Raw genomic sequence first — 16,678 nt, forward strand, 5'->3', positions numbered from 1 at the left:
ACCGACCGGCGATCATTCAGAACATGAAAACAAATGAGTTTTGGTTCTGGACGATGCGCAGCGAAACCACGGGGAAGGTGCGGCGCTCACCGTGTCGATTTACCGACGATGAAGCACTGAGCCTAGACCCTGAAGCGGTGCGGGTTCCTGGCACATGCGAGGTAATCGACTGCCCTACTAGCCCGGACGAATACGAGGCCATGCTGCCATCTTCGATATTCAAGAACTGCAAGAGCTAACAAGCCCTCACGCGCGCGCGCATTTTGTTGTTGGCGCTGGTGGCTGCGAACTTTGCAAACCTTGACCCTAACCGGCCATCGCCTAAGCTTTACCGGGGCAGGCTTTCAGCAGCCGGGAAGATCAACCGAGCGCGCTGGCCACGGCGACTCCTGCGAGGGAGACAAGGGTGATGGCCTGCCCCCTTGCCTCTCGGCTTCGCTTTTTCCTTGCTTTTCTGTGCTGTTGCCATTTCATGCCCCGATGGGAGCGCAAGGCCAAGCGAATTAAAGACTTGACGGTAAATTCCCGCAATGGGCCAAAGTGAGAATTCCTCACTTCGCAAATCCCTGACATTCCGGGCAATTGATCCCCGAGGCAACCAGCGCCAGCCCGGCAGCTTTGAATTAAAGGAATGCAAGTAAAGGATTAGGTCTGACCGATCCGGCGCAGTCTTTCAGCGAGGGCGCAACAGCAACCAAAAACGGGGTCAATCCGGCAAATACTGGCACCAGACTGGCACCAGCGCCCGGAATGAAAAAAGCACTCAGAGCCGATTAGCGCCAAGTGCTTGATTTACATACGTTTTTTGGTAGGCCGTATAGGACTTGAACCTATGACCAAAGGATTATGAGTCCTCTGCTCTAACCAACTGAGCTAACGGCCCCCAGGGGGTACTTTCACTTCCACCGCAGCGGCGGAAGCGCGCGATTGTATAGGAGGGCAGGAAGGCAGCGACGACCTGCCCTACTTCTGCGACAGCGCCTGGCTGATCATCCTCGACGTGATGTCAACAATCTGGATCATCCGGTCGTAGGCCATCCGAGTCGGCCCAATGACGCCCAAGGTGCCGACGACCTGGCCATTGACCTCGTAGGGTGCCGAAACGATGGATAACTCCTCAAAAGGCACGACCTGGCTCTCGCCGCCTATATAGATGCGCACACCTTCGGCCCGGCTGGAAACATCCAGCAAACGCATGAGCTGCGTCTTTTGCTCGAACACATCGAACAAACGCCGCAGGCTGCCCATATCGTTACCGAAATCCTGCACGGTGAGCAGGTTGCGCTCGCCTGAGATGACCACCCGCTCCCCTTCATCGACCATGGCCTCGGTACCCGCTTGCACGGCCGCGCTCATCAGGCTGGCGATTTCACCGCGCAACTCGTCAACCTCGCTCTTCAAACGCTCTCGCACCGCCTCCAGGCTCAGGCCCGCGTAATGGGCGTTGAGGCGGTTGCTGGCTTCGGCCAGCTCGGTTTGGCTGAGGTCTTGCGCGGTGAAGATGACGCGGTTCTGCACATCGCCGTCGGGTGACACCATGATCACCAAAACACGCCTATCGCCCAGACGTAAAAATTCGATGTGGTGGAAGACACCGGGCTTGCGCGGCGCCGTCACCACGCCGACAAAATTGGACAAGCTCGACAGCAGATGCGCAGCGCTGGCGATCACGCGCTGCGGCTGATCGGGTTGCAGGTGGGTGTCTATGGGTTTGGCGTCAGCGCCCAGCAGGGCCGGCTGCGCGGTCAACATGGTGTCAACAAACAACCGGTAGCCGCGTGCGGTCGGGATGCGCCCGGCACTGGTGTGCGGGCTGGCGATGAGCCCCAAGTCTTCTAGGTCCGCCATCACATTGCGTATCGTGGCTGGACTCAACTCCAGGCCCGAGGCTTTGGACAGGGTGCGGGAGCCTATCGGCTGGCCGTCGGCGATGTAGCGCTCGACCAGGGTTTTCAGCAGTGATTTGGATCGCTCGTCAAGCATGGGCTGATTGTAGGTTCCTGCGCGGCGGGTGCTACGCGGACTTCCCCGTAACGTCATAGTGCTGTGGTGTAATTCTCGGCTATGGCGAAACGTTTCCAGCATGTGGCAATTGTGGGCAAGCATCAGGCACTGGGGATACGCCCCATCCTGGAGGAGATTGCCGAATTCGTCACGCGACAAGGTCTAGACGTTTCTCTGCAAGAAGAGACCGCCTTGAACACCGGCATCACCAGCTACGACGCCCTGTCGAATGAGCAGTTAGGCACGCGTTGTGACCTTGCCATCGTTGTCGGTGGCGACGGCACGATGCTGGGTTTTGCGCGCGAGATGGCACGTTTCGGGGTGCCGCTGGTGGGCATCAACCAGGGCCGCTTGGGCTTCATCACCGATATTTCGATGGAGCGCTTCCGCGAAGCGCTGGCGCCGATCCTGGCCGGCGACTACGAGATGGAATACCGCAATATGCTGGAAGGCGCGGTCTGGCGCGATGAGCGCAATATCTTTGAAGGCTTGGCGCTGAACGATGTGGTCGTGAGCCGCGGCGCCACCGCCAGCATGGTGGAGTTGCGCATTGATGTGGGCGACGAGTTCGTCGCCAATATGCGCGCGGACGGCGTGATCGTTGCCTCACCTACCGGCTCCACCGCCTATGCGCTGTCGGCCGGCGGTCCCATCCTGCATCCCAGCATCGCGGGCTGGCTGCTGGTGCCGATTGCTTCGCACACGCTGTCCAACCGCCCCATCGTCTTGCCGGACACTGGCGACGTGACATTGGAAATCGTCGCCGGGCGTGATGCCAGCGTGAACTTCGATATGCAGAGCTTGGCCAGCCTGCTGCATGGCGACCGTATCACGGTGCGCCGCTCGGCTCACAAGGTTTGCTTCCTTCACCCCAAGGGCTGGAGCTACTACGCCACCTTGCGGCGCAAGCTGCGCTGGTACGAGGGAGTCAGCTGATGCTGCGCCGCCTGAGCCTGCGCGATTTTGTGATCGTGCCCGAAATGGAGCTGGACTTCGTGGCCGGCTTCTCGGTCCTGACCGGCGAGACCGGGGCCGGCAAGTCGATCTTGGTCGACGCGCTGCAGCTAGCACTTGGCAGCCGCGGCGACGCCGGCGTGGTGCGTGAAGGTGCGGCGCGCGCCGAGATTTCGGCCGAATTCGACCGCCCCGCGCATCTGAATGATTGGTTGGAAGAGGCCGGCTTTGATGACGGCGGCACCAGCTTGCTGCTGCGCCGGGTCATCGACGCGCAGGGCAAAAGCCGCGCCTGGATCAATGGCAGCACAGCCACCGTCACGCAGTTGCGCGAACTGGCCGACAGCCTCTTGGACATCCACGGTCAACATGCCTGGCAGGGCCTGACCCGCGCGCCTGCCGTGCGCGGCCTGCTGGACAACTATGCCGGCTTGGACAGCCATGTCTTGGGCGCGGCCTACGCAGACTGGAAGCTGGCCAGCGACAAGCTCGCCGCCGCCGAATCGCGTCAAGCTGACTTGTTACGTGAGCGCGAGCGCCTGGCTTGGCAGATCGGCGAAGTCGCACGCTTGTCGCCCGGCTTTGATGAGTGGGACACGCTGAACGCCGAGCATCAAAAGCTGGCGCATGCAGCTTCACTGCTGGACGCCGTGCGCGGAGCCTTGGACGCCTTGAGCGAGGCCGAGCCCAGCGCAGAGTCGCAAACCGACAAGGCCTTGATCCAGCTCGAAAAGGTCTTGGACTACGACCCTGGCCTGCTGTCGGCCGTTGAGGCCTTGCGCGGCGCGCAAGCGCAGTTGCAAGATGCTGGGCATACGCTCGGCACCTATCTGCACGGCACCGAACTGGAGCCGGCCCGCTTGCAAGAACTGGACGAACGGCTCTCCGCCTGGATGACGCTGGCGCGCCGCTACCGCCGCCCTCCCGCTGAGTTGCCCGCCTTGCTGAGCCAGTGGCAAAGCGAGTTGCAAGCACTTGACGCCGCCAGTGATCTCGCAGCCTTGAGCGCAGCCTTGCTGCTCGCACGCGCCGGCTTTGAGCAAGAAGCCAAACGCATCAGCAGCTTGCGCCACGCTGCCGCGCCCAAGTTGGCAGCCGCTGTGACACAAGCGATGCAGCAACTTGGCATGAGTGGCGGCCAGTTCGAGGTCAGCCTGCTGGCGCAAGAGCAGCCGCAGAGTTTCGGCCTCGAGTCGGCCGAATTTTTGGTTGCCGGCCACGCCGGCAGCACGCCCAGGCCCTTGGCCAAAGTCGCCTCGGGCGGCGAGTTGTCGCGTATTGCGCTGGCGATAGCCGTGACGACTTGCCAGCAAGACAGCGGCGGCGTGGGCACCTTGATTTTTGACGAGATCGACGCCGGCGTCGGCGGCGCGGTGGCCGAAACGGTCGGCCGCTTGATGAAGCAGTTGGGGCGCTCCGCCCAAGTGCTGGCCGTCACCCATCTGCCCCAGGTTGCGGCCTGCGCCGATCAGCATTTGGTCGTCGCCAAGGCCTTGCAAAACGGACAGACACTCAGCACGGTGCAGGCCGTGCTGGGCGAGACGCGCGTGGCGGAAATCGCCCGCATGTTAGGCGGCGAACGCCTGTCCTCGACCAGCATGGCCCATGCACAGGAGATGCTCGACATCTCTTCTTCCACCCCCCCAGCACCCGCAACACGATCGAAGAAAGCCAAGTCATGAGCAGCACCTCGGCCCAGCCCCATGAGCCAGTGACAAAGAGCAATGTCGTGCTGGTCACCGGCATGTCCGGTGGCGGCAAATCAGAGGCCATGCACGCGCTTGAAGATGCCGGGTTCTTCTGCGTCGATAACCTGCCCGCCGACTTGCTGATGGACTTCTTGCGTCTGGAGCAACAGCGCGGCGAGCGGCGCGTTGCCATTGCAGTGGATGTACGCAGCGCCGGCTCCTTGCCGCTCTTGTTGCCGCTATTCAAACAATTGCGCGCCGACGGCGTCGCGGTACGGTCGATCTTTTTTGACGCAAATACCGAGACCTTGATGCGGCGCTTCTCCGAGACGCGCCGGCCTCACCCCTTGCGCCAAGATCAATCACCGTCGAGCGACGACGACGGGCACCGGGCTCTATTGGAAGCCATCACGCTGGAACGCGAGCTGCTGGCCGCGCTGCGGGTCGAGTCCACGGTATTGGATACCAGCCAACTGCGCCCGGCTCAACTGCGCGCCTGGGTGCGTGACTTGGTGGTGGTGGAGGGGCATTCGCTGACGCTGGTGTTTGAGTCCTTTGCTTTCAAGCATGGCGTGCCCAGCGACGCGGACTTTGTATTTGACGTGCGCGTGCTGCCCAACCCCTATTACGACCGGGCATTGCGCCCACTCAGTGGCCGCGACCAGCCAGTTGCCGACTATCTCGTCGCGCAGCCCGAGGTCGGATTGATGTTGAGCCAGATCAGTGCCTTCTTGACCCAGTGGCTACCGAAATTTGCCGCCGATCAACGCAGTTATTTGACGGTGGCCATTGGCTGCACTGGCGGTCAGCATCGCTCGGTCTATCTGGTGGAAGCTTTGGCGCGCCATTTCGCTCATCATGGCCAGGTGCTCAAAAGGCACCGCGAGTTGGACGCCAAATAGGGGCTCAAGCCTGCGGCTGCTTGTCTTCAGCCGAGTACAGCAGCACCAAGAGCGCCACACTGCCCAGCGGAGCGAGCAGCACCAAGGCCAACATCCAAGGTAGCAAGCCGCGGCCGCTGCGCTTCAAAGCTTGGCCCATGAAGACCCAGTGCGCCATCAAGCCGGCAGCGATGCCCAGGCTCAAAAAAGTCAGCAGCGCAGCCGAGGGTTCGCCTTCGGCATTGGCCGCCGAAATCAAAAACCACAGGCAGCAGGCCGCTGCCAAAAGGGCAACCAGCGCGGATTCGACAGCATTTTTGGTAGCAGCATTCATAGCGTCAAGCTTGGTTCAAGCAATCATTTTTTTCAACGGCGCCGGCAAAGCGTACTCGGCCAAACGCTCACGTGCCACCCACACACCCCCAGGCCCGGCTTCGCCGGCCTCGGTGAGCACATCGGCTCGGCGGGTGTGCAGTATCCAATCAAAATGGGTCAAGGCATGCGCGATCCGCGGCATCACTTCCAACTTGGCGCCCAAGCGCTCGGCGGCCACTTGCAAGGCTGCCTCGTCGTCATAAAGAGGCAGACTCCACAAGCCCGCCCACACGCCAGTCGACGGGCGCTGCTGCAACAACACATGACCCTCGCGCTCCAGCCAGAGCCACCAGTTCTCGCGCCGGCCGCGCTTGAGCTTGCGGGTCTTGATGGGGTAGCGCGTGGGCTCACCTTCCATTCGGCCCGCGCACAAATCGGCCACTGGGCAGAGCAGGCATTGCGGCGAGCGCGTGCTGCAAATCGAGGAGCCCAGGTCCATCAAGCCCTGCGTGTAAGCAGTTATGCCCTCGGCAGGAGCCAACTCGGTGGCCAAGGCCCAGAGGCGCTTTTCTTCGGCGCTGCTGGCCAGGTCGCCATCAAAAGCCAGCAAGCGACCCAGCACTCGCTTGACATTGCCGTCCAGAATTGCCACACGCTCACCGAAGCAAAACACCGCCACCGCGGCCGCTGTCGAGCGACCGATGCCGGGCAGGGTCTGCAGCGCGGCCGCATTGCCTGGAAATTGCCCGCCATGCAACTGCACCACCGCCTGCGCGCAAGCATGCAGATTGCGCGCTCGGCTGTAATAGCCCAGGCCGGCCCACAGTGCCAACACCTCGTCCAAGCTGGCCGCAGCAAGATCACCGACCTCTGGAAAGCGCTCCAAAAACCGCTGGTAGTAGCCCAGCACCGTCGTCACCTGCGTTTGTTGCAACATGATTTCGGAGAGCCAGACGCGGTAGGGGTCGCGGGTGTTTTGCCAAGGCAAGGCATGGCGGCCATGGCTGCGCTGCCAAGCGACCAGGGTGGGCGCGAACTGCTGAGGAAGAACTATCGCTTTTGACATTGAGGGCAGAAAAAAGTGGAACGCTGGCCTTGCACGATGCGCCGGATCGGCGTGCTACAGCTCAGGCAGGGCTGACCCTCGCGGCCGTAGACGCGCGCTTGCATCTGAAAGCTACCGGCCACGCCATGCGCATCTTTGAAATCTCGCAAGGTCGTACCGCCCGCCTCCAAGGCCTGTGCCAGCACCGAGCGGACCGCTTGAGCCAAGCGTTCGGCTCGCGGGCGGCTCAGCTTGGCGGCAGCCAGACGCGGATCGATGCCGGCCAGAAACAAGGCCTCGCACGCATAGATATTGCCAGCGCCGACGACGATATCGCCGGCCAGCAAGGCCAGCTTGACGGCAACCCGCCGCCCATGCAAACCTGCGTGCAGATGCGCGCCGTCGAAACGCGGATCAAACGGTTCCAACCCCAAGCCACTCAGCAGCTTGGCCGCCGGGTTGGCCGCCACAGCCTCGGACCAGACCACCGCCCCGAAGCGGCGCGGGTCGGTCAGGCGCAGCAGGCCGCGGTCGGTCTGCAGGTCGAAATGATCATGAATACCGGCTGCCGGGGTCGCTGAGCCGGGCGTAAAGGCCAGCGAGCCCGACATACCCAGGTGCAAGAGCAGGCCCCCGCTGACAGCAGGCCGCGACAAGGGCAACCACAAATATTTGCCACGCCGGCTGACCGCGCCGACGCGCGCGCCTACCAAACGCTCTGGACTCAAGCCCAGCGGCCAGCGCAGCGGCTTGCCCAGGCGCGCCTGCAAGACAGTGGCGCCCTCAATGGCGTCGGCAAAACTGCGGCGGGTGACTTCGACTTCGGGGAGCTCAGGCATGGCTTGCATGATATCGGGGCAGAATGTCCCCTCACCGCCTCGGTTGTTCAGCATTGTTCGGGGTTTGTATTCATGCAGGAGCCTTCATGCCCGAGAAATTTCGCCGCAAGCTAGCCGGGGCACTCGCCGTCGGCGCCGCGGTGCTGCTAGCCAATCTGGCGATAGCCGGCCCTACAGCCGCTGCGGCAGAGGGCACACCCCTCAACTCGCAGATGGATGCGCCGCTGTTCTACCAATTATTGGTCGGCGAGATGGAGCTCAATACCGGCCAGCCCGGTGTCGCCTACCAAGTGTTGCTGGACGCGGCACGCCGCACCGGTGACGAAGCCTTGTTCCAGCGCGTCATCAATATCGCCCTGCAAGCACGCGCCGGCGACCAAGCCTTGATTGCGGCCAAGGCCTGGCGTGAGTCGCAGCCAAACTCCGCCGCCGCGCATCAAATGGTGGTCCAACTGCTGGCCTTGTTGAACCGCCCGGCCGATGCCGTGGAGCCGCTTCGTTCGCTGCTGGCCATCACGCCGCCGGCGCAGCAAGCTGTTGTGCTGGAGTCGCTGCCCCGGCTGTTTCAACGCGCCGCCGAGCCCAAGCGCGTGCTGGCCGCCCTTGAACCTATCCTGAACACCGCCACACAACAAGCCGAAACCAAATTGGCCGCAAAAATGGTCTTGGCCAGACTGAGTTTTGCGGCCGGCGACAGCCAAAGCGCGCTTGTGCTGGCTCAGGAAATCGAAGCGTTTGCCCCCGAGTCCGATGAGGCCATGCAACTGGCCTTGGAGCTATTGCCGCAGCAGGCCGAGGCCGAAGCCTTGATCACCCGGCGCCTGCAATCCAAGCCCGACAACTTAGGCCTGTGTCTGGCCTACGGCCGTGCGCTGGCTCGCGCCCAAAGGCCGGCCGAAGCAGCGCGTGAGTTTCGCGCCATCACCTTGGCGTCACCCAACACCAGCAGCGCCTGGTTTGCGCTCGGCACCTTGGAGCTGGAGTTACGACACGCAGAGGCGGCCGACGCGGCCTTGCGCGAGTATTTGAAGCAACTCGACAACAGCACATCTGCCCAAGCAAACACACGCAGCGATGGCGAAGACGAAGGCGAGCAACAAACCAACAACGAAGCCCGGCAACAAACTTGGCTCTTGCTGGCCCAAGCGGCCGAATTGCGCGGTGACTTGAACGCGGCGCAAGCATGGTTGCTCAAGGTGGACTCGCCGCAACGGCAACTAGAGGCTCAGTTCCGACGCGCCTCCTTGATGGCCCGCCAGGGCAAATTGGCCGAGGCACGCAAGCTGCTGCAGACGCTTCCTGAAACCAGTCCGGAAGAATTGCGCTCCAAACTGCTGGCCGAGTCGCAATTGCTGCGCGATGCGCAGGACTGGCAGGCCGCACATCAGGTACTGGCAAAAGCCAACGAACGCCTGCCAAACGACCCCGACCTCATCTACGAACAGGCCATGATGGCCGAGAAGCTCGACCGACTCGACGAGATGGAGATCCTCTTGCGCCGGGTGATCGCGATCAAGCCCGACCATCATCACGCCTACAACGCGCTGGGCTACTCGCTGGCCGAGCGCAATCTGAGGCTGGATGAAGCCAAGGCCTTGATCACCAAGGCGCTCAGCTTCGTGCCCTCGGAACCCTTCATTCTTGACAGCTTGGGTTGGGTGGAATATCGCCTCGGCAACAACGCCGAAGCCTTGCGACTGCTAGGTCAGAGTTATGCGGCACGACCCGACGCCGAGATCGCCGCGCACTTGGGCGAGGTACTTTGGATCAGCGGCCACCGCACGCAAGCACAGCGCATCTGGGGCGAAGGCTTGACGCGTGATCCCAAGAACGAGGCCCTGCGCGAAACCATGCACCGCTTGAAAGCCCAACCATGAGAAGCCTGCTCTACTTGTTTTTGGCGGCGGCCTCATTGTTGCTGAGCGGATGCACCAGCGTGGCACCCAGGCCCACCGAGATCAGGGCCGAAGGCGATGTACGCATCAGCGGCAGACTCAGCGTACAGGTCGCCGGCAGCACCGGCCGCGCCTCGGGCGGCAATGCTGGCTTCGAGCTCAGCGGCAACCCACGCGCCGGTCAACTTGAACTGAGCACGCCGCTGGGCAGCCTGCTCGCCCGTGCGACTTGGGGGCCGGCCGAAGCAGTACTGCAAACCCCAGGCGCCGAGCGCAGCTTTGCCGACCTCGACGCCCTGACACGCGAACTCTTGGGCGAAGCCATTCCCGTGGCGGCGCTGTTTGATTGGTTGCGCGGCCGCCCTTGGCCACAGACACCCAGCGACACCTGGCAAGACGGTGTCGGCTTCAGCCAGCTCGGGTGGCGTATTGACCTGGCCGGCCTCCAGGACGGCCTGATCGTGGCAACCCGTTCGGCCGAGCCTGCGGTGACGCTGCGCGCCCGGGTCGAGCCCTGAACAGAACCCCCTCACTTTTTCTTTCATGCAAGCCATCTACGACGTCCTCGCCCCTGCCAAGCTCAATCTCTTCTTGCATGTCGTGGGCAAAAGGCCGGATGGCTACCACCTCTTGCAGTCCATCTTCGCGTTGATCGACTGGGCCGACACCCTGCATTTCGAGCGCCGCAGCGACGGCCAACTGCTGCGCCACGACCACGGCGCCGCCCTTCCCCCCGACGACTTATGCCTGCGCGCAGCGCGCCTGCTGCAGGCCCAAAGCGGCTGCACTTATGGCGTCGACATACAAATTGAAAAACGCGTGCCGGCAGGAGCCGGCATGGGCGGCGGCTCAAGTGATGCGGCCTCTACCTTGCTCGCCTTGAACCGGCTTTGGGGGCTGAATTGGCCGCTCGCCAAGCTCCTGCCGCTGGGGCTCAAGCTCGGCGCCGATGTGCCGTTTTTTCTCGGCGGCAGCCATGCCTTCGTGGAAGGCATCGGCGAAATCCTGCATCCGATCGAGCTGCCACCGCTGACATTTGCGGTCCTCAAACCGAGCCAAAGCATCTCCACGCAAGAAATTTTTTCGAGCCCCCTCTTGGCAAGATCAAAAAACGTGGCTATAGTAGCGGGCTTTCCTGCAAACAATTCTTCAGGCGAAAAAACGGGCGAAAGCTCGCTGAATCACCAAAAGGTGAGCCACGAAGAATTGATAAGTTTGGACAGCGAAGGCATTGCGAAGTTACTCGGCGGCTCACCAAGAAGTTTCGGTAGAAACGACTTGCAAAAACCAGCCGAAGAAAATTGCACCGAAGTTGTTCAAGCACTGCACATATTGGAATCCGAGTTTGGCAATAGTCGAATGACGGGCTCCGGAAGCGCAGTATTCGCTAGAGTTAAAACTCCAGCGAATGAACAGGAAGAAAATCTGTTAAATCAGATAATTTTTTCGAAGTTGCAGGGTTTACCTGCAGATTGGTCTGGTAGAATTTGCCGCAGCTTAGATAGGCACCCACTGCAAGGTTGGGCAGCCGATTGAAAGATAAGCTGAAGTAGTTTCTTAGATTGATTTTCGAAGAAATTACTGGTAAGCAAGTACAGACAAGTTATAGGGTGCAGCAGCTCTGCTGTGTCCTGTGTAGGGGAGTCGCCAAGTTGGTTAAGGCAACGGATTTTGATTCCGTCATGCGAAGGTTCGAATCCTTCTTCCCCTGCCAAAGTTATTTGCACTGAGACGCTAAGACGCTGCGTCGTAAAGATATTACCCGGACACGCTGGCTGGCCACGGGTCCTTTTAAAAAGGATGGCTCGTGCTACTCAATACCGTCCTCTTCACCGGCAACGCAAACCCGGTTCTCTCCCAAGAAATTGCAACGCACCTGGGCCTCGATCTCGGCAAAGCGCTGGTCGGCCGCTTCTCCGATGGTGAAGTCACCGTCGAGATTCAGCAGAACGTTCGCGCTCGCGACGTCTTCGTCATTCAGCCCACCTGCGCGCCGACGAACGAGAACCTGATGGAATTGCTGATCATGGTTGATGCCCTGAAGCGCGCCAGCGCTCGCCGCATCACCGCCGTGATCCCCTACTACGGTTACGCCCGCCAAGACCGCCGCCCACGCTCGACCCGTGTGCCGATCAGCGCAAAGGTGGTGGCCGACCTGCTGGAAAAAGTCGGCGTCGAGCGCGTCTTAACGATGGACTTGCACGCCGACCAGATCCAGGGCTTCTTCAATATCCCGGTCGACAATATTTATGCCTCGCCAGTGCTGCTGTCGGACCTGAAGGCGCGCAATTATTCGAACCTGGTGGTCGTCAGCCCCGACGTTGGCGGCGTGGTCCGTGCGCGCGCCCTAGCCAAGCAACTCGGTTGCGATTTGGCCATCATCGACAAACGCCGTCCGGCCGCCAATGTGTCCGAAGTGATGCATGTGATCGGTGAGATAGACGGCCGCAACTGCGTGATCATGGACGACATGATCGACACGGCAGGCACCTTGGTGAAAGCCGCCGAAGTGCTGAAGGATCGAGGCGCCAAGAGCGTATTCGCTTATTGCACCCACCCGATTCTGTCGGGCCCGGCGATCGAGCGCATCTCCAAGTCCATGCTCGATGAAGTCGTCATCAGCAACACGATTCCGCTCAACGATGCGGCCAAGGCCTGCGGCAAGATTCGCCAACTGTCGGTGGCCTTCTTGTTCGCCGAGACGATCCGCCGGATTTCGGACGGTGAGTCGGTGACGTCCTTGTTCTCGGAGCAAAACAACAACTTTTGAACTGGGCTCCGCGCGCTAAAAGCGCGAACGGAACAAAACAACAACTTCTAAACCGCCGCCAAGTTTAGCCTTGGCGAGGGTTTGAATCGCAATCGCAAGATTGCACATGCCGAGCAGCCTGGTCGCGGGCGCTCAAAACCATGAACACCCACGAGGGTGTTCAGCCTTTTTGGAGTCACTATGAAATTCACAGCTTTTGACCGCAAGTTGCAGGGGACCGGAGCGAGCCGCCGCCTGCGAGTTGCTGGCCGCGTCCCAGGTATCGTGTTTGCCGCCGGCGAACCAGCGATGATCGAAATGGATCACAACGCCTTGTTCCACGCCTTGAAGAAGGAAGCCTTCCACAGCACCATCCTCGAGATGGAACTGAACGGCGCCGTTTCGCAAGTGCTGTTGCGCGATTTCCAGATGCACCCGTACAAGCCGCAAGTTCTGCACGCAGACTTCCAGCGCGTTGACAACACGACCAAGATCACCAAGAAGGTGCCTTTGCACTTCGTGGGCGAAGAGACCTCGGCCGCTGTCAAGACCGACTCTTGCACCGTCAACCACGTGATCACCGAATTGCTGATCACTTGCTTGGCCCAGCAGTTGCCTGAGTTCATCGAAGTGAACCTGTCTGGCCTGACCAAGGGTCACTCGGTGCACGTCAATGACTTGACACTGCCAGCCGGCATCAAGGTCGTCACACACGGCAAGCCAAACCCAGTGGTTGCTACGCCGGTTGATCCAGCCGCCGAAGAAATCATCGTCGTCGCAGCAGCGCCTGTGGATGACGGCAAGAAGAAGAAGAAGAAGTAATTCTTCCTCCTCCTTGTGTGTTCAAAAGGCCCTGCTCTGCGGGGCCTTTTTGCATTGAAAAACTCGTCAAAGGCTTGGCTACGGCCATAAACTCGCACCATGATTCGACTCTTTGTTGGCCTTGGCAATCCAGGCAGTGAATACGAGCACACGCGCCACAACGCCGGCTTTTGGTGGGTAGATGAGTTGGCCCGCAAGCTCGGCGCATCGATGCAGGTCGAGCGCAATTACTACGGCCTGTGCGCCCGCGTGAACAACGCACCCGGTGCGCCGGGGCCGATCTGGCTGCTGCAGCCGATGACCTTCATGAACCTATCCGGCAAGTCGGTCGCGCCCTTGGCCAGATTTTTCAAAATTGCCCCCGAAGAAATTCTTGCCATCCATGACGAGCTTGACCTGGAGCCGGGCCAGATGAAGTTCAAGCAAGGCGGAGGCAACGGCGGCCACAACGGTTTGAAGGATATGCAGGCACAGCTAGGTTCGGCCAATTTCTGGCGCCTGCGTCTGGGTATCGGGCATCCGGGGCACAAAGACGAGGTCGCCGGCTATGTGCTGCGCAAGCCGCCATTGGCAGAACGACAAATGCTGGAAGACTGCATAGATAAATCGATGCAGTCGGTGGAGCTGATGCTGTCGGGCCAAATGGACAAGGCGCTGACCAAGATTCACGCCAAACCGCCCCGGCCAAAAGCCGAGAAGCCGCCGCAACAAGAAGCCAAACCGGTCAGCTCTGAGCTTCCAGCCAGCGCGCAAGAAAGCAGCTGATGAAGTTTGCGCCGACACTGCTTTTGACAGTCGTGATCACGGCTTATGTCGGAGCAAGCTTGGCCCAAACAAAGCCTCGAACCATACCCATCTACCGTTGCGGCCCAGATGGCCGCGATCTGCGCGACTCCCCTTGCCCAAGCCAACAGCCGGCGAGCGCGTCACCGCTGGTATTTGACCAGCCCAGTGCCGGTCAAGCCCAGGCCAGCAAGGACAATGCGATAGCCGACGCCAAGCGCGCCAATGAGCTGGAACGAGACAGGCTGAAGAAAGAGGCCGAGGCCGGTCGGCGCAATAGCAAGGTCGTCGGCATAGACGGGCTCAAGCCCATCGGACCAGCGCCGGTGGCAGCAAGTGCAGGCAAGGCACACGCGCCAGATTCGGTCAAAGCACCGAAGGCGCCCAAGCAGCCCAAGCCCCCCAAAGCTCCCAAAACGCCGGCAAGTCCAAAGCCAGCCAAGACTGCTGCGCAAGCCGGTTAGAATCCTGCGCTGTTGGTGCTCGTGCAGAACCTCAAATCTGCACAGTTAAACGGGAATCAGAACGGCAAGCTCCCACGGAGCAAGCCCAAACTGAGCTGTCCCCGCAACGGTAAGTGGACGAAACGCATCCGCGTTTCAAGACCTGTCATTACTCCACTGGTGCTTTTGCACTGGGAAGGACACAGGCCTCGTTCCACCAGCCCGGATACCGGCCAACAACGTGGAGAGCCGCGACCTTTTTTTGGTCAAGGCATTCCGTTCCACAGGTAATCAGCGGGTGAGCTGATGCCTGGTTGTTTTGTTTGGCCTATCCCTGATGACTTCTTCTGCACGGCGTCTTGCACGCCCCGCCTTTCACGCGACCTACTGCTCCGTGAAGGCTCCCTTCGCCATGGCTGCACTGGCCACTGCAAGCTCCCTCCTATCGACCAGCGCCATGGCACAAATGGCCGGCCCAAGCAGCAAGCTTGAGCCCATCGTCGTGTCAGCCACTCGCACTGCCAGCCGGGTCGACCAGTTGGTCGCCGATGTAACGGTGCTGAGCCGCTCCGATATCGAAAAGACCGAAGGCCGCACCCTGGTTGAGCTGCTGTCGCAACAGCCCGGCATTCAGTTTTCCAGCAATGGTGGCCTTGGCAAGAGCGCATCGCTCTTCATTCGCGGCCTGGAAGCCCGGCACACCCTGCTCTTGATTGACGGTGTACGCGTCAGCTCAGCGACCGTCGGCACAGCTTCGCTCGATAACTTGCCGATGGAAATCATCGAACGCATCGAGATCGTGCGCGGCCCGATGTCTGCGCTCTACGGCAGCAATGCGATGGGCGGCGTGATCCAGATCTTCACCCGCAGCGGCCGCGCCGGCCTGCACCCCAATGCCAGCGCGGTGGTCGGCACCAACGCCTATGGCAAATTATCCGGCGGCTTGGCCTATGGTCATCAAGGCCTGGATGTCGCAGTACAGGTGCAGCACACCGACACCGATGGCTTTTCGACCACCAATGAAAGCGCCCAGTTCGGCAACTACAACTCAGACAAGGACGGCTTTCGCCAGACCGGCGGTAGTCTGAATGTCGGCTGGCAAATCGCGCAGGGCTGGCGCCTGGAAGGTCTCGCCATCAGTTCCACCGGAAACACGGCTTTTGACGATGGTCCCAAGGTTGACTCGCGTGCCAAGCTCAGCAACAGCTTGCAAAGCCTGCGCCTGCAAGGCCAGCTGATGCCGACTTGGCAAAGCAAACTGTCGGCGTCCAGGTCCACCGACAAGTACGACACGCTTTCCAGCGCCAGCGAATTCACTCAGCTTGGCGCGATCGAAACCGAACAGCGCCAGTTCAGCTGGGAAAACTCGCTGGACACGCCCGTGGGCACGGCACTCGCGCTGCTCGAGCGACTGGAGCAAAAGGTCAGCCGCCCGGGCGACGCCTTCACAGTCAGCGAGCGCAATATCAATGGTCTGGGCCTGGGCCTGAATGGCAGCAGCGGCGACCACAGCTGGCAAGCCAGCTTGCGCATGGATGACAACTCGCAGTTCGGCAAGCAAAACACCGGCGCCTTGGGCTGGGGCTATGCCTTGACGCCGGCGCTGCGCCTGGGCGCCAGCTACGGCACGAGCTTCACAGCACCCAGCTTCAACCAACTCTACTACCCCGGCTTTGGTACCCCCACCTTGCTGCCTGAAGAAGGCAAACATGCGGAGCTGAGCCTGCGCTGGAAGCAAGGCACACAAAGCCTCAAAGCCGCGCTGTTTGACAACCGCTACCGCAACTTCATCTCCAGCGGCCCGGCGCCCGTCAACACGCCACGCGCGCGCTCGGAAGGCATTTCGCTGGCCTACGAGCTCAGCCTGCAAACCGTCAAATTGAGCGCATCGCTGGATCACGTTAACCCGCACAACGCCACCAATGGCGTAGCCACCAGCGGCAATCTGCTGCCACGTCGCGCCAAAGACAGCTTCAAGCTGCAAGGCGACTGGGAGCTCGGCAATAGCGTCAATTTGGGCGCCTCCTTGAACAGCTTCTCGCAGCGCTTTGACGATGCGGCCAACAAGTACAAGCTGGCCGGCTATGCCACGCTCGATCTGCGCAGCGATTGGCAATTCGCCCCGGCCTGGAGCTTGAACGCCCGCGTCAACAATGTGGCCGACAAGCAGTATGAAACCGCACGCGGCTTCAATCAGCCAGGGCGCGAGTTCTTCCTCGGACTGCGCTACGAGCCGCAGTAAGCCTGTAGCAAGCAGGAG

The 16,678-nt window shown here is 61.0% G+C and carries 15 protein-coding genes, 2 tRNA genes and 1 riboswitch; of the genes, 12 read left to right on the forward strand and 5 right to left on the reverse strand.

What is annotated here, in order from left to right; genetic code table 11:
• Positions 1-806 precede the first annotated feature (806 nt).
• Both LNV09_RS10715 and hrcA read right to left on the reverse strand, forming a co-directional pair.
• Positions 807-883: transfer RNA gene (locus tag LNV09_RS10715), tRNA-Ile, on the reverse strand.
• Between the two features lie 80 nt (positions 884-963).
• Positions 964-1,983, reverse strand: a complete 1,020-nt coding sequence (gene hrcA, locus LNV09_RS10720) for a heat-inducible transcriptional repressor HrcA (protein WP_263557080.1) — start codon at positions 1,981-1,983, stop codon at positions 964-966.
• 81 nt (positions 1,984-2,064) lie between these two features.
• On the opposite strand from hrcA, the gene LNV09_RS10725 reads away from it, so the two are divergent.
• Genes LNV09_RS10725 through rapZ form a run of 3 tightly spaced genes read left to right on the forward strand, consistent with a single transcriptional unit; the run spans position 2,065 to position 5,548 of the window.
• Complete coding sequence (locus LNV09_RS10725; RefSeq protein WP_263557081.1) at positions 2,065-2,940, forward strand: NAD kinase; 876 nt, start codon at positions 2,065-2,067, stop codon at positions 2,938-2,940.
• A complete protein-coding gene (gene recN / locus LNV09_RS10730) occupies positions 2,940-4,640 on the forward strand; it encodes a DNA repair protein RecN (protein WP_263557082.1) in 1,701 nt (566 codons plus the stop codon). Before LNV09_RS10725 ends, recN begins: the two co-directional genes overlap by 1 nt.
• Positions 4,637-5,548, forward strand: coding sequence for an RNase adapter RapZ (gene rapZ, locus LNV09_RS10735; protein WP_263557083.1), 912 nt, complete (start codon positions 4,637-4,639; stop codon positions 5,546-5,548). Before recN ends, rapZ begins: the two co-directional genes overlap by 4 nt.
• 4 nt (positions 5,549-5,552) lie before the next feature.
• Here rapZ and LNV09_RS10740 read toward each other — a convergent pair whose 3' ends face one another.
• Genes LNV09_RS10740 through mutM form a run of 3 tightly spaced genes read right to left on the reverse strand, consistent with a single transcriptional unit; the run spans position 5,553 to position 7,726 of the window.
• Positions 5,553-5,861, reverse strand: a complete 309-nt coding sequence (locus LNV09_RS10740; RefSeq protein ID WP_263557084.1) for a hypothetical protein — start codon at positions 5,859-5,861, stop codon at positions 5,553-5,555.
• Positions 5,862-5,876: 15 nt separating this feature from the next.
• Positions 5,877-6,908 carry an A/G-specific adenine glycosylase gene (gene mutY / locus LNV09_RS10745; RefSeq protein WP_263557085.1) on the reverse strand — a complete coding sequence of 344 codons (1,032 nt, stop codon included), beginning with the start codon at positions 6,906-6,908 and terminating at the stop codon, positions 5,877-5,879.
• Positions 6,893-7,726 carry a bifunctional DNA-formamidopyrimidine glycosylase/DNA-(apurinic or apyrimidinic site) lyase gene (gene mutM / locus LNV09_RS10750; RefSeq protein WP_263557086.1) on the reverse strand — a complete coding sequence of 278 codons (834 nt, stop codon included), beginning with the start codon at positions 7,724-7,726 and terminating at the stop codon, positions 6,893-6,895. The genes mutY and mutM overlap by 16 nt, the downstream gene beginning before the upstream one ends.
• Positions 7,727-7,812: 86 nt before the next feature.
• Between mutM and LNV09_RS10755 the strand changes: the two genes are divergently transcribed.
• The 9 genes from LNV09_RS10755 (at position 7,813) to LNV09_RS10795 (ending at position 16,660) form a co-directional block, all read left to right on the forward strand.
• On the forward strand, positions 7,813-9,603 hold the full coding sequence (locus tag LNV09_RS10755) for a tetratricopeptide repeat protein (protein WP_263557087.1): 1,791 nt from the start codon (positions 7,813-7,815) through the stop codon (positions 9,601-9,603).
• Positions 9,600-10,139, forward strand: coding sequence for an outer membrane lipoprotein LolB (locus tag LNV09_RS10760; protein ID WP_263557088.1), 540 nt, complete (start codon positions 9,600-9,602; stop codon positions 10,137-10,139). The genes LNV09_RS10755 and LNV09_RS10760 overlap by 4 nt, the downstream gene beginning before the upstream one ends.
• A gap of 25 nt (positions 10,140-10,164) precedes the next feature.
• On the forward strand, positions 10,165-11,157 hold the full coding sequence (gene ispE / locus LNV09_RS10765) for a 4-(cytidine 5'-diphospho)-2-C-methyl-D-erythritol kinase (RefSeq protein WP_263557089.1): 993 nt from the start codon (positions 10,165-10,167) through the stop codon (positions 11,155-11,157).
• 101 nt (positions 11,158-11,258) lie between these two features.
• Positions 11,259-11,335: transfer RNA gene (locus tag LNV09_RS10770), tRNA-Gln, on the forward strand.
• Between the two features lie 93 nt (positions 11,336-11,428).
• Positions 11,429-12,391, forward strand: a complete 963-nt coding sequence (locus LNV09_RS10775; RefSeq protein WP_263557090.1) for a ribose-phosphate pyrophosphokinase — start codon at positions 11,429-11,431, stop codon at positions 12,389-12,391.
• A gap of 180 nt (positions 12,392-12,571) precedes the next feature.
• Positions 12,572-13,192, forward strand: a complete 621-nt coding sequence (locus tag LNV09_RS10780) for a 50S ribosomal protein L25/general stress protein Ctc (RefSeq protein ID WP_263557091.1) — start codon at positions 12,572-12,574, stop codon at positions 13,190-13,192.
• A gap of 99 nt (positions 13,193-13,291) precedes the next feature.
• Positions 13,292-13,957, forward strand: coding sequence for an aminoacyl-tRNA hydrolase (gene pth / locus LNV09_RS10785; protein ID WP_263557092.1), 666 nt, complete (start codon positions 13,292-13,294; stop codon positions 13,955-13,957).
• A 59-nt stretch (positions 13,958-14,016) separates the two neighbouring features.
• Complete coding sequence (locus LNV09_RS10790; RefSeq protein WP_263557093.1) at positions 14,017-14,439, forward strand: hypothetical protein; 423 nt, start codon at positions 14,017-14,019, stop codon at positions 14,437-14,439.
• A riboswitch (cobalamin riboswitch) is annotated at positions 14,436-14,670 on the forward strand. Its footprint overlaps the gene before it by 4 nt.
• Before the next feature lie 160 nt (positions 14,671-14,830).
• Positions 14,831-16,660, forward strand: a complete 1,830-nt coding sequence (locus tag LNV09_RS10795) for a TonB-dependent receptor domain-containing protein (protein ID WP_263557094.1) — start codon at positions 14,831-14,833, stop codon at positions 16,658-16,660.
• Positions 16,661-16,678: the final 18 nt, after the last annotated feature.

Origin of the sequence: Paucibacter sp. B2R-40 (genome assembly GCF_025717555.1) — a bacterium.
GTDB lineage: Bacteria > Pseudomonadota > Gammaproteobacteria > Burkholderiales > Burkholderiaceae_C > Paucibacter_A.

What these genes read in the sequence shown, in the direction of transcription:
- hrcA (WP_263557080.1), bottom strand. Translation starts at nt 1,983, where the DNA reads ATGCTTGACGAGCGATCCAAATCACTGCTGAAAACCCTGGTCGAGCGC.
- pth (WP_263557092.1), top strand. Translation starts at nt 13,292, where the DNA reads ATGATTCGACTCTTTGTTGGCCTTGGCAATCCAGGCAGTGAATACGAG.
- ispE (WP_263557089.1), top strand. Translation starts at nt 10,165, where the DNA reads ATGCAAGCCATCTACGACGTCCTCGCCCCTGCCAAGCTCAATCTCTTC.
- LNV09_RS10760 (WP_263557088.1), top strand. Translation starts at nt 9,600, where the DNA reads ATGAGAAGCCTGCTCTACTTGTTTTTGGCGGCGGCCTCATTGTTGCTG.
- LNV09_RS10780 (WP_263557091.1), top strand. Translation starts at nt 12,572, where the DNA reads ATGAAATTCACAGCTTTTGACCGCAAGTTGCAGGGGACCGGAGCGAGC.
- mutY (WP_263557085.1), bottom strand. Translation starts at nt 6,908, where the DNA reads ATGTCAAAAGCGATAGTTCTTCCTCAGCAGTTCGCGCCCACCCTGGTC.
- LNV09_RS10795 (WP_263557094.1), top strand. Translation starts at nt 14,831, where the DNA reads ATGGCTGCACTGGCCACTGCAAGCTCCCTCCTATCGACCAGCGCCATG.
- recN (WP_263557082.1), top strand. Translation starts at nt 2,940, where the DNA reads ATGCTGCGCCGCCTGAGCCTGCGCGATTTTGTGATCGTGCCCGAAATG.
- LNV09_RS10725 (WP_263557081.1), top strand. Translation starts at nt 2,065, where the DNA reads ATGGCGAAACGTTTCCAGCATGTGGCAATTGTGGGCAAGCATCAGGCA.
- LNV09_RS10755 (WP_263557087.1), top strand. Translation starts at nt 7,813, where the DNA reads ATGCCCGAGAAATTTCGCCGCAAGCTAGCCGGGGCACTCGCCGTCGGC.
- LNV09_RS10740 (WP_263557084.1), bottom strand. Translation starts at nt 5,861, where the DNA reads ATGAATGCTGCTACCAAAAATGCTGTCGAATCCGCGCTGGTTGCCCTT.
- mutM (WP_263557086.1), bottom strand. Translation starts at nt 7,726, where the DNA reads ATGCCTGAGCTCCCCGAAGTCGAAGTCACCCGCCGCAGTTTTGCCGAC.
- rapZ (WP_263557083.1), top strand. Translation starts at nt 4,637, where the DNA reads ATGAGCAGCACCTCGGCCCAGCCCCATGAGCCAGTGACAAAGAGCAAT.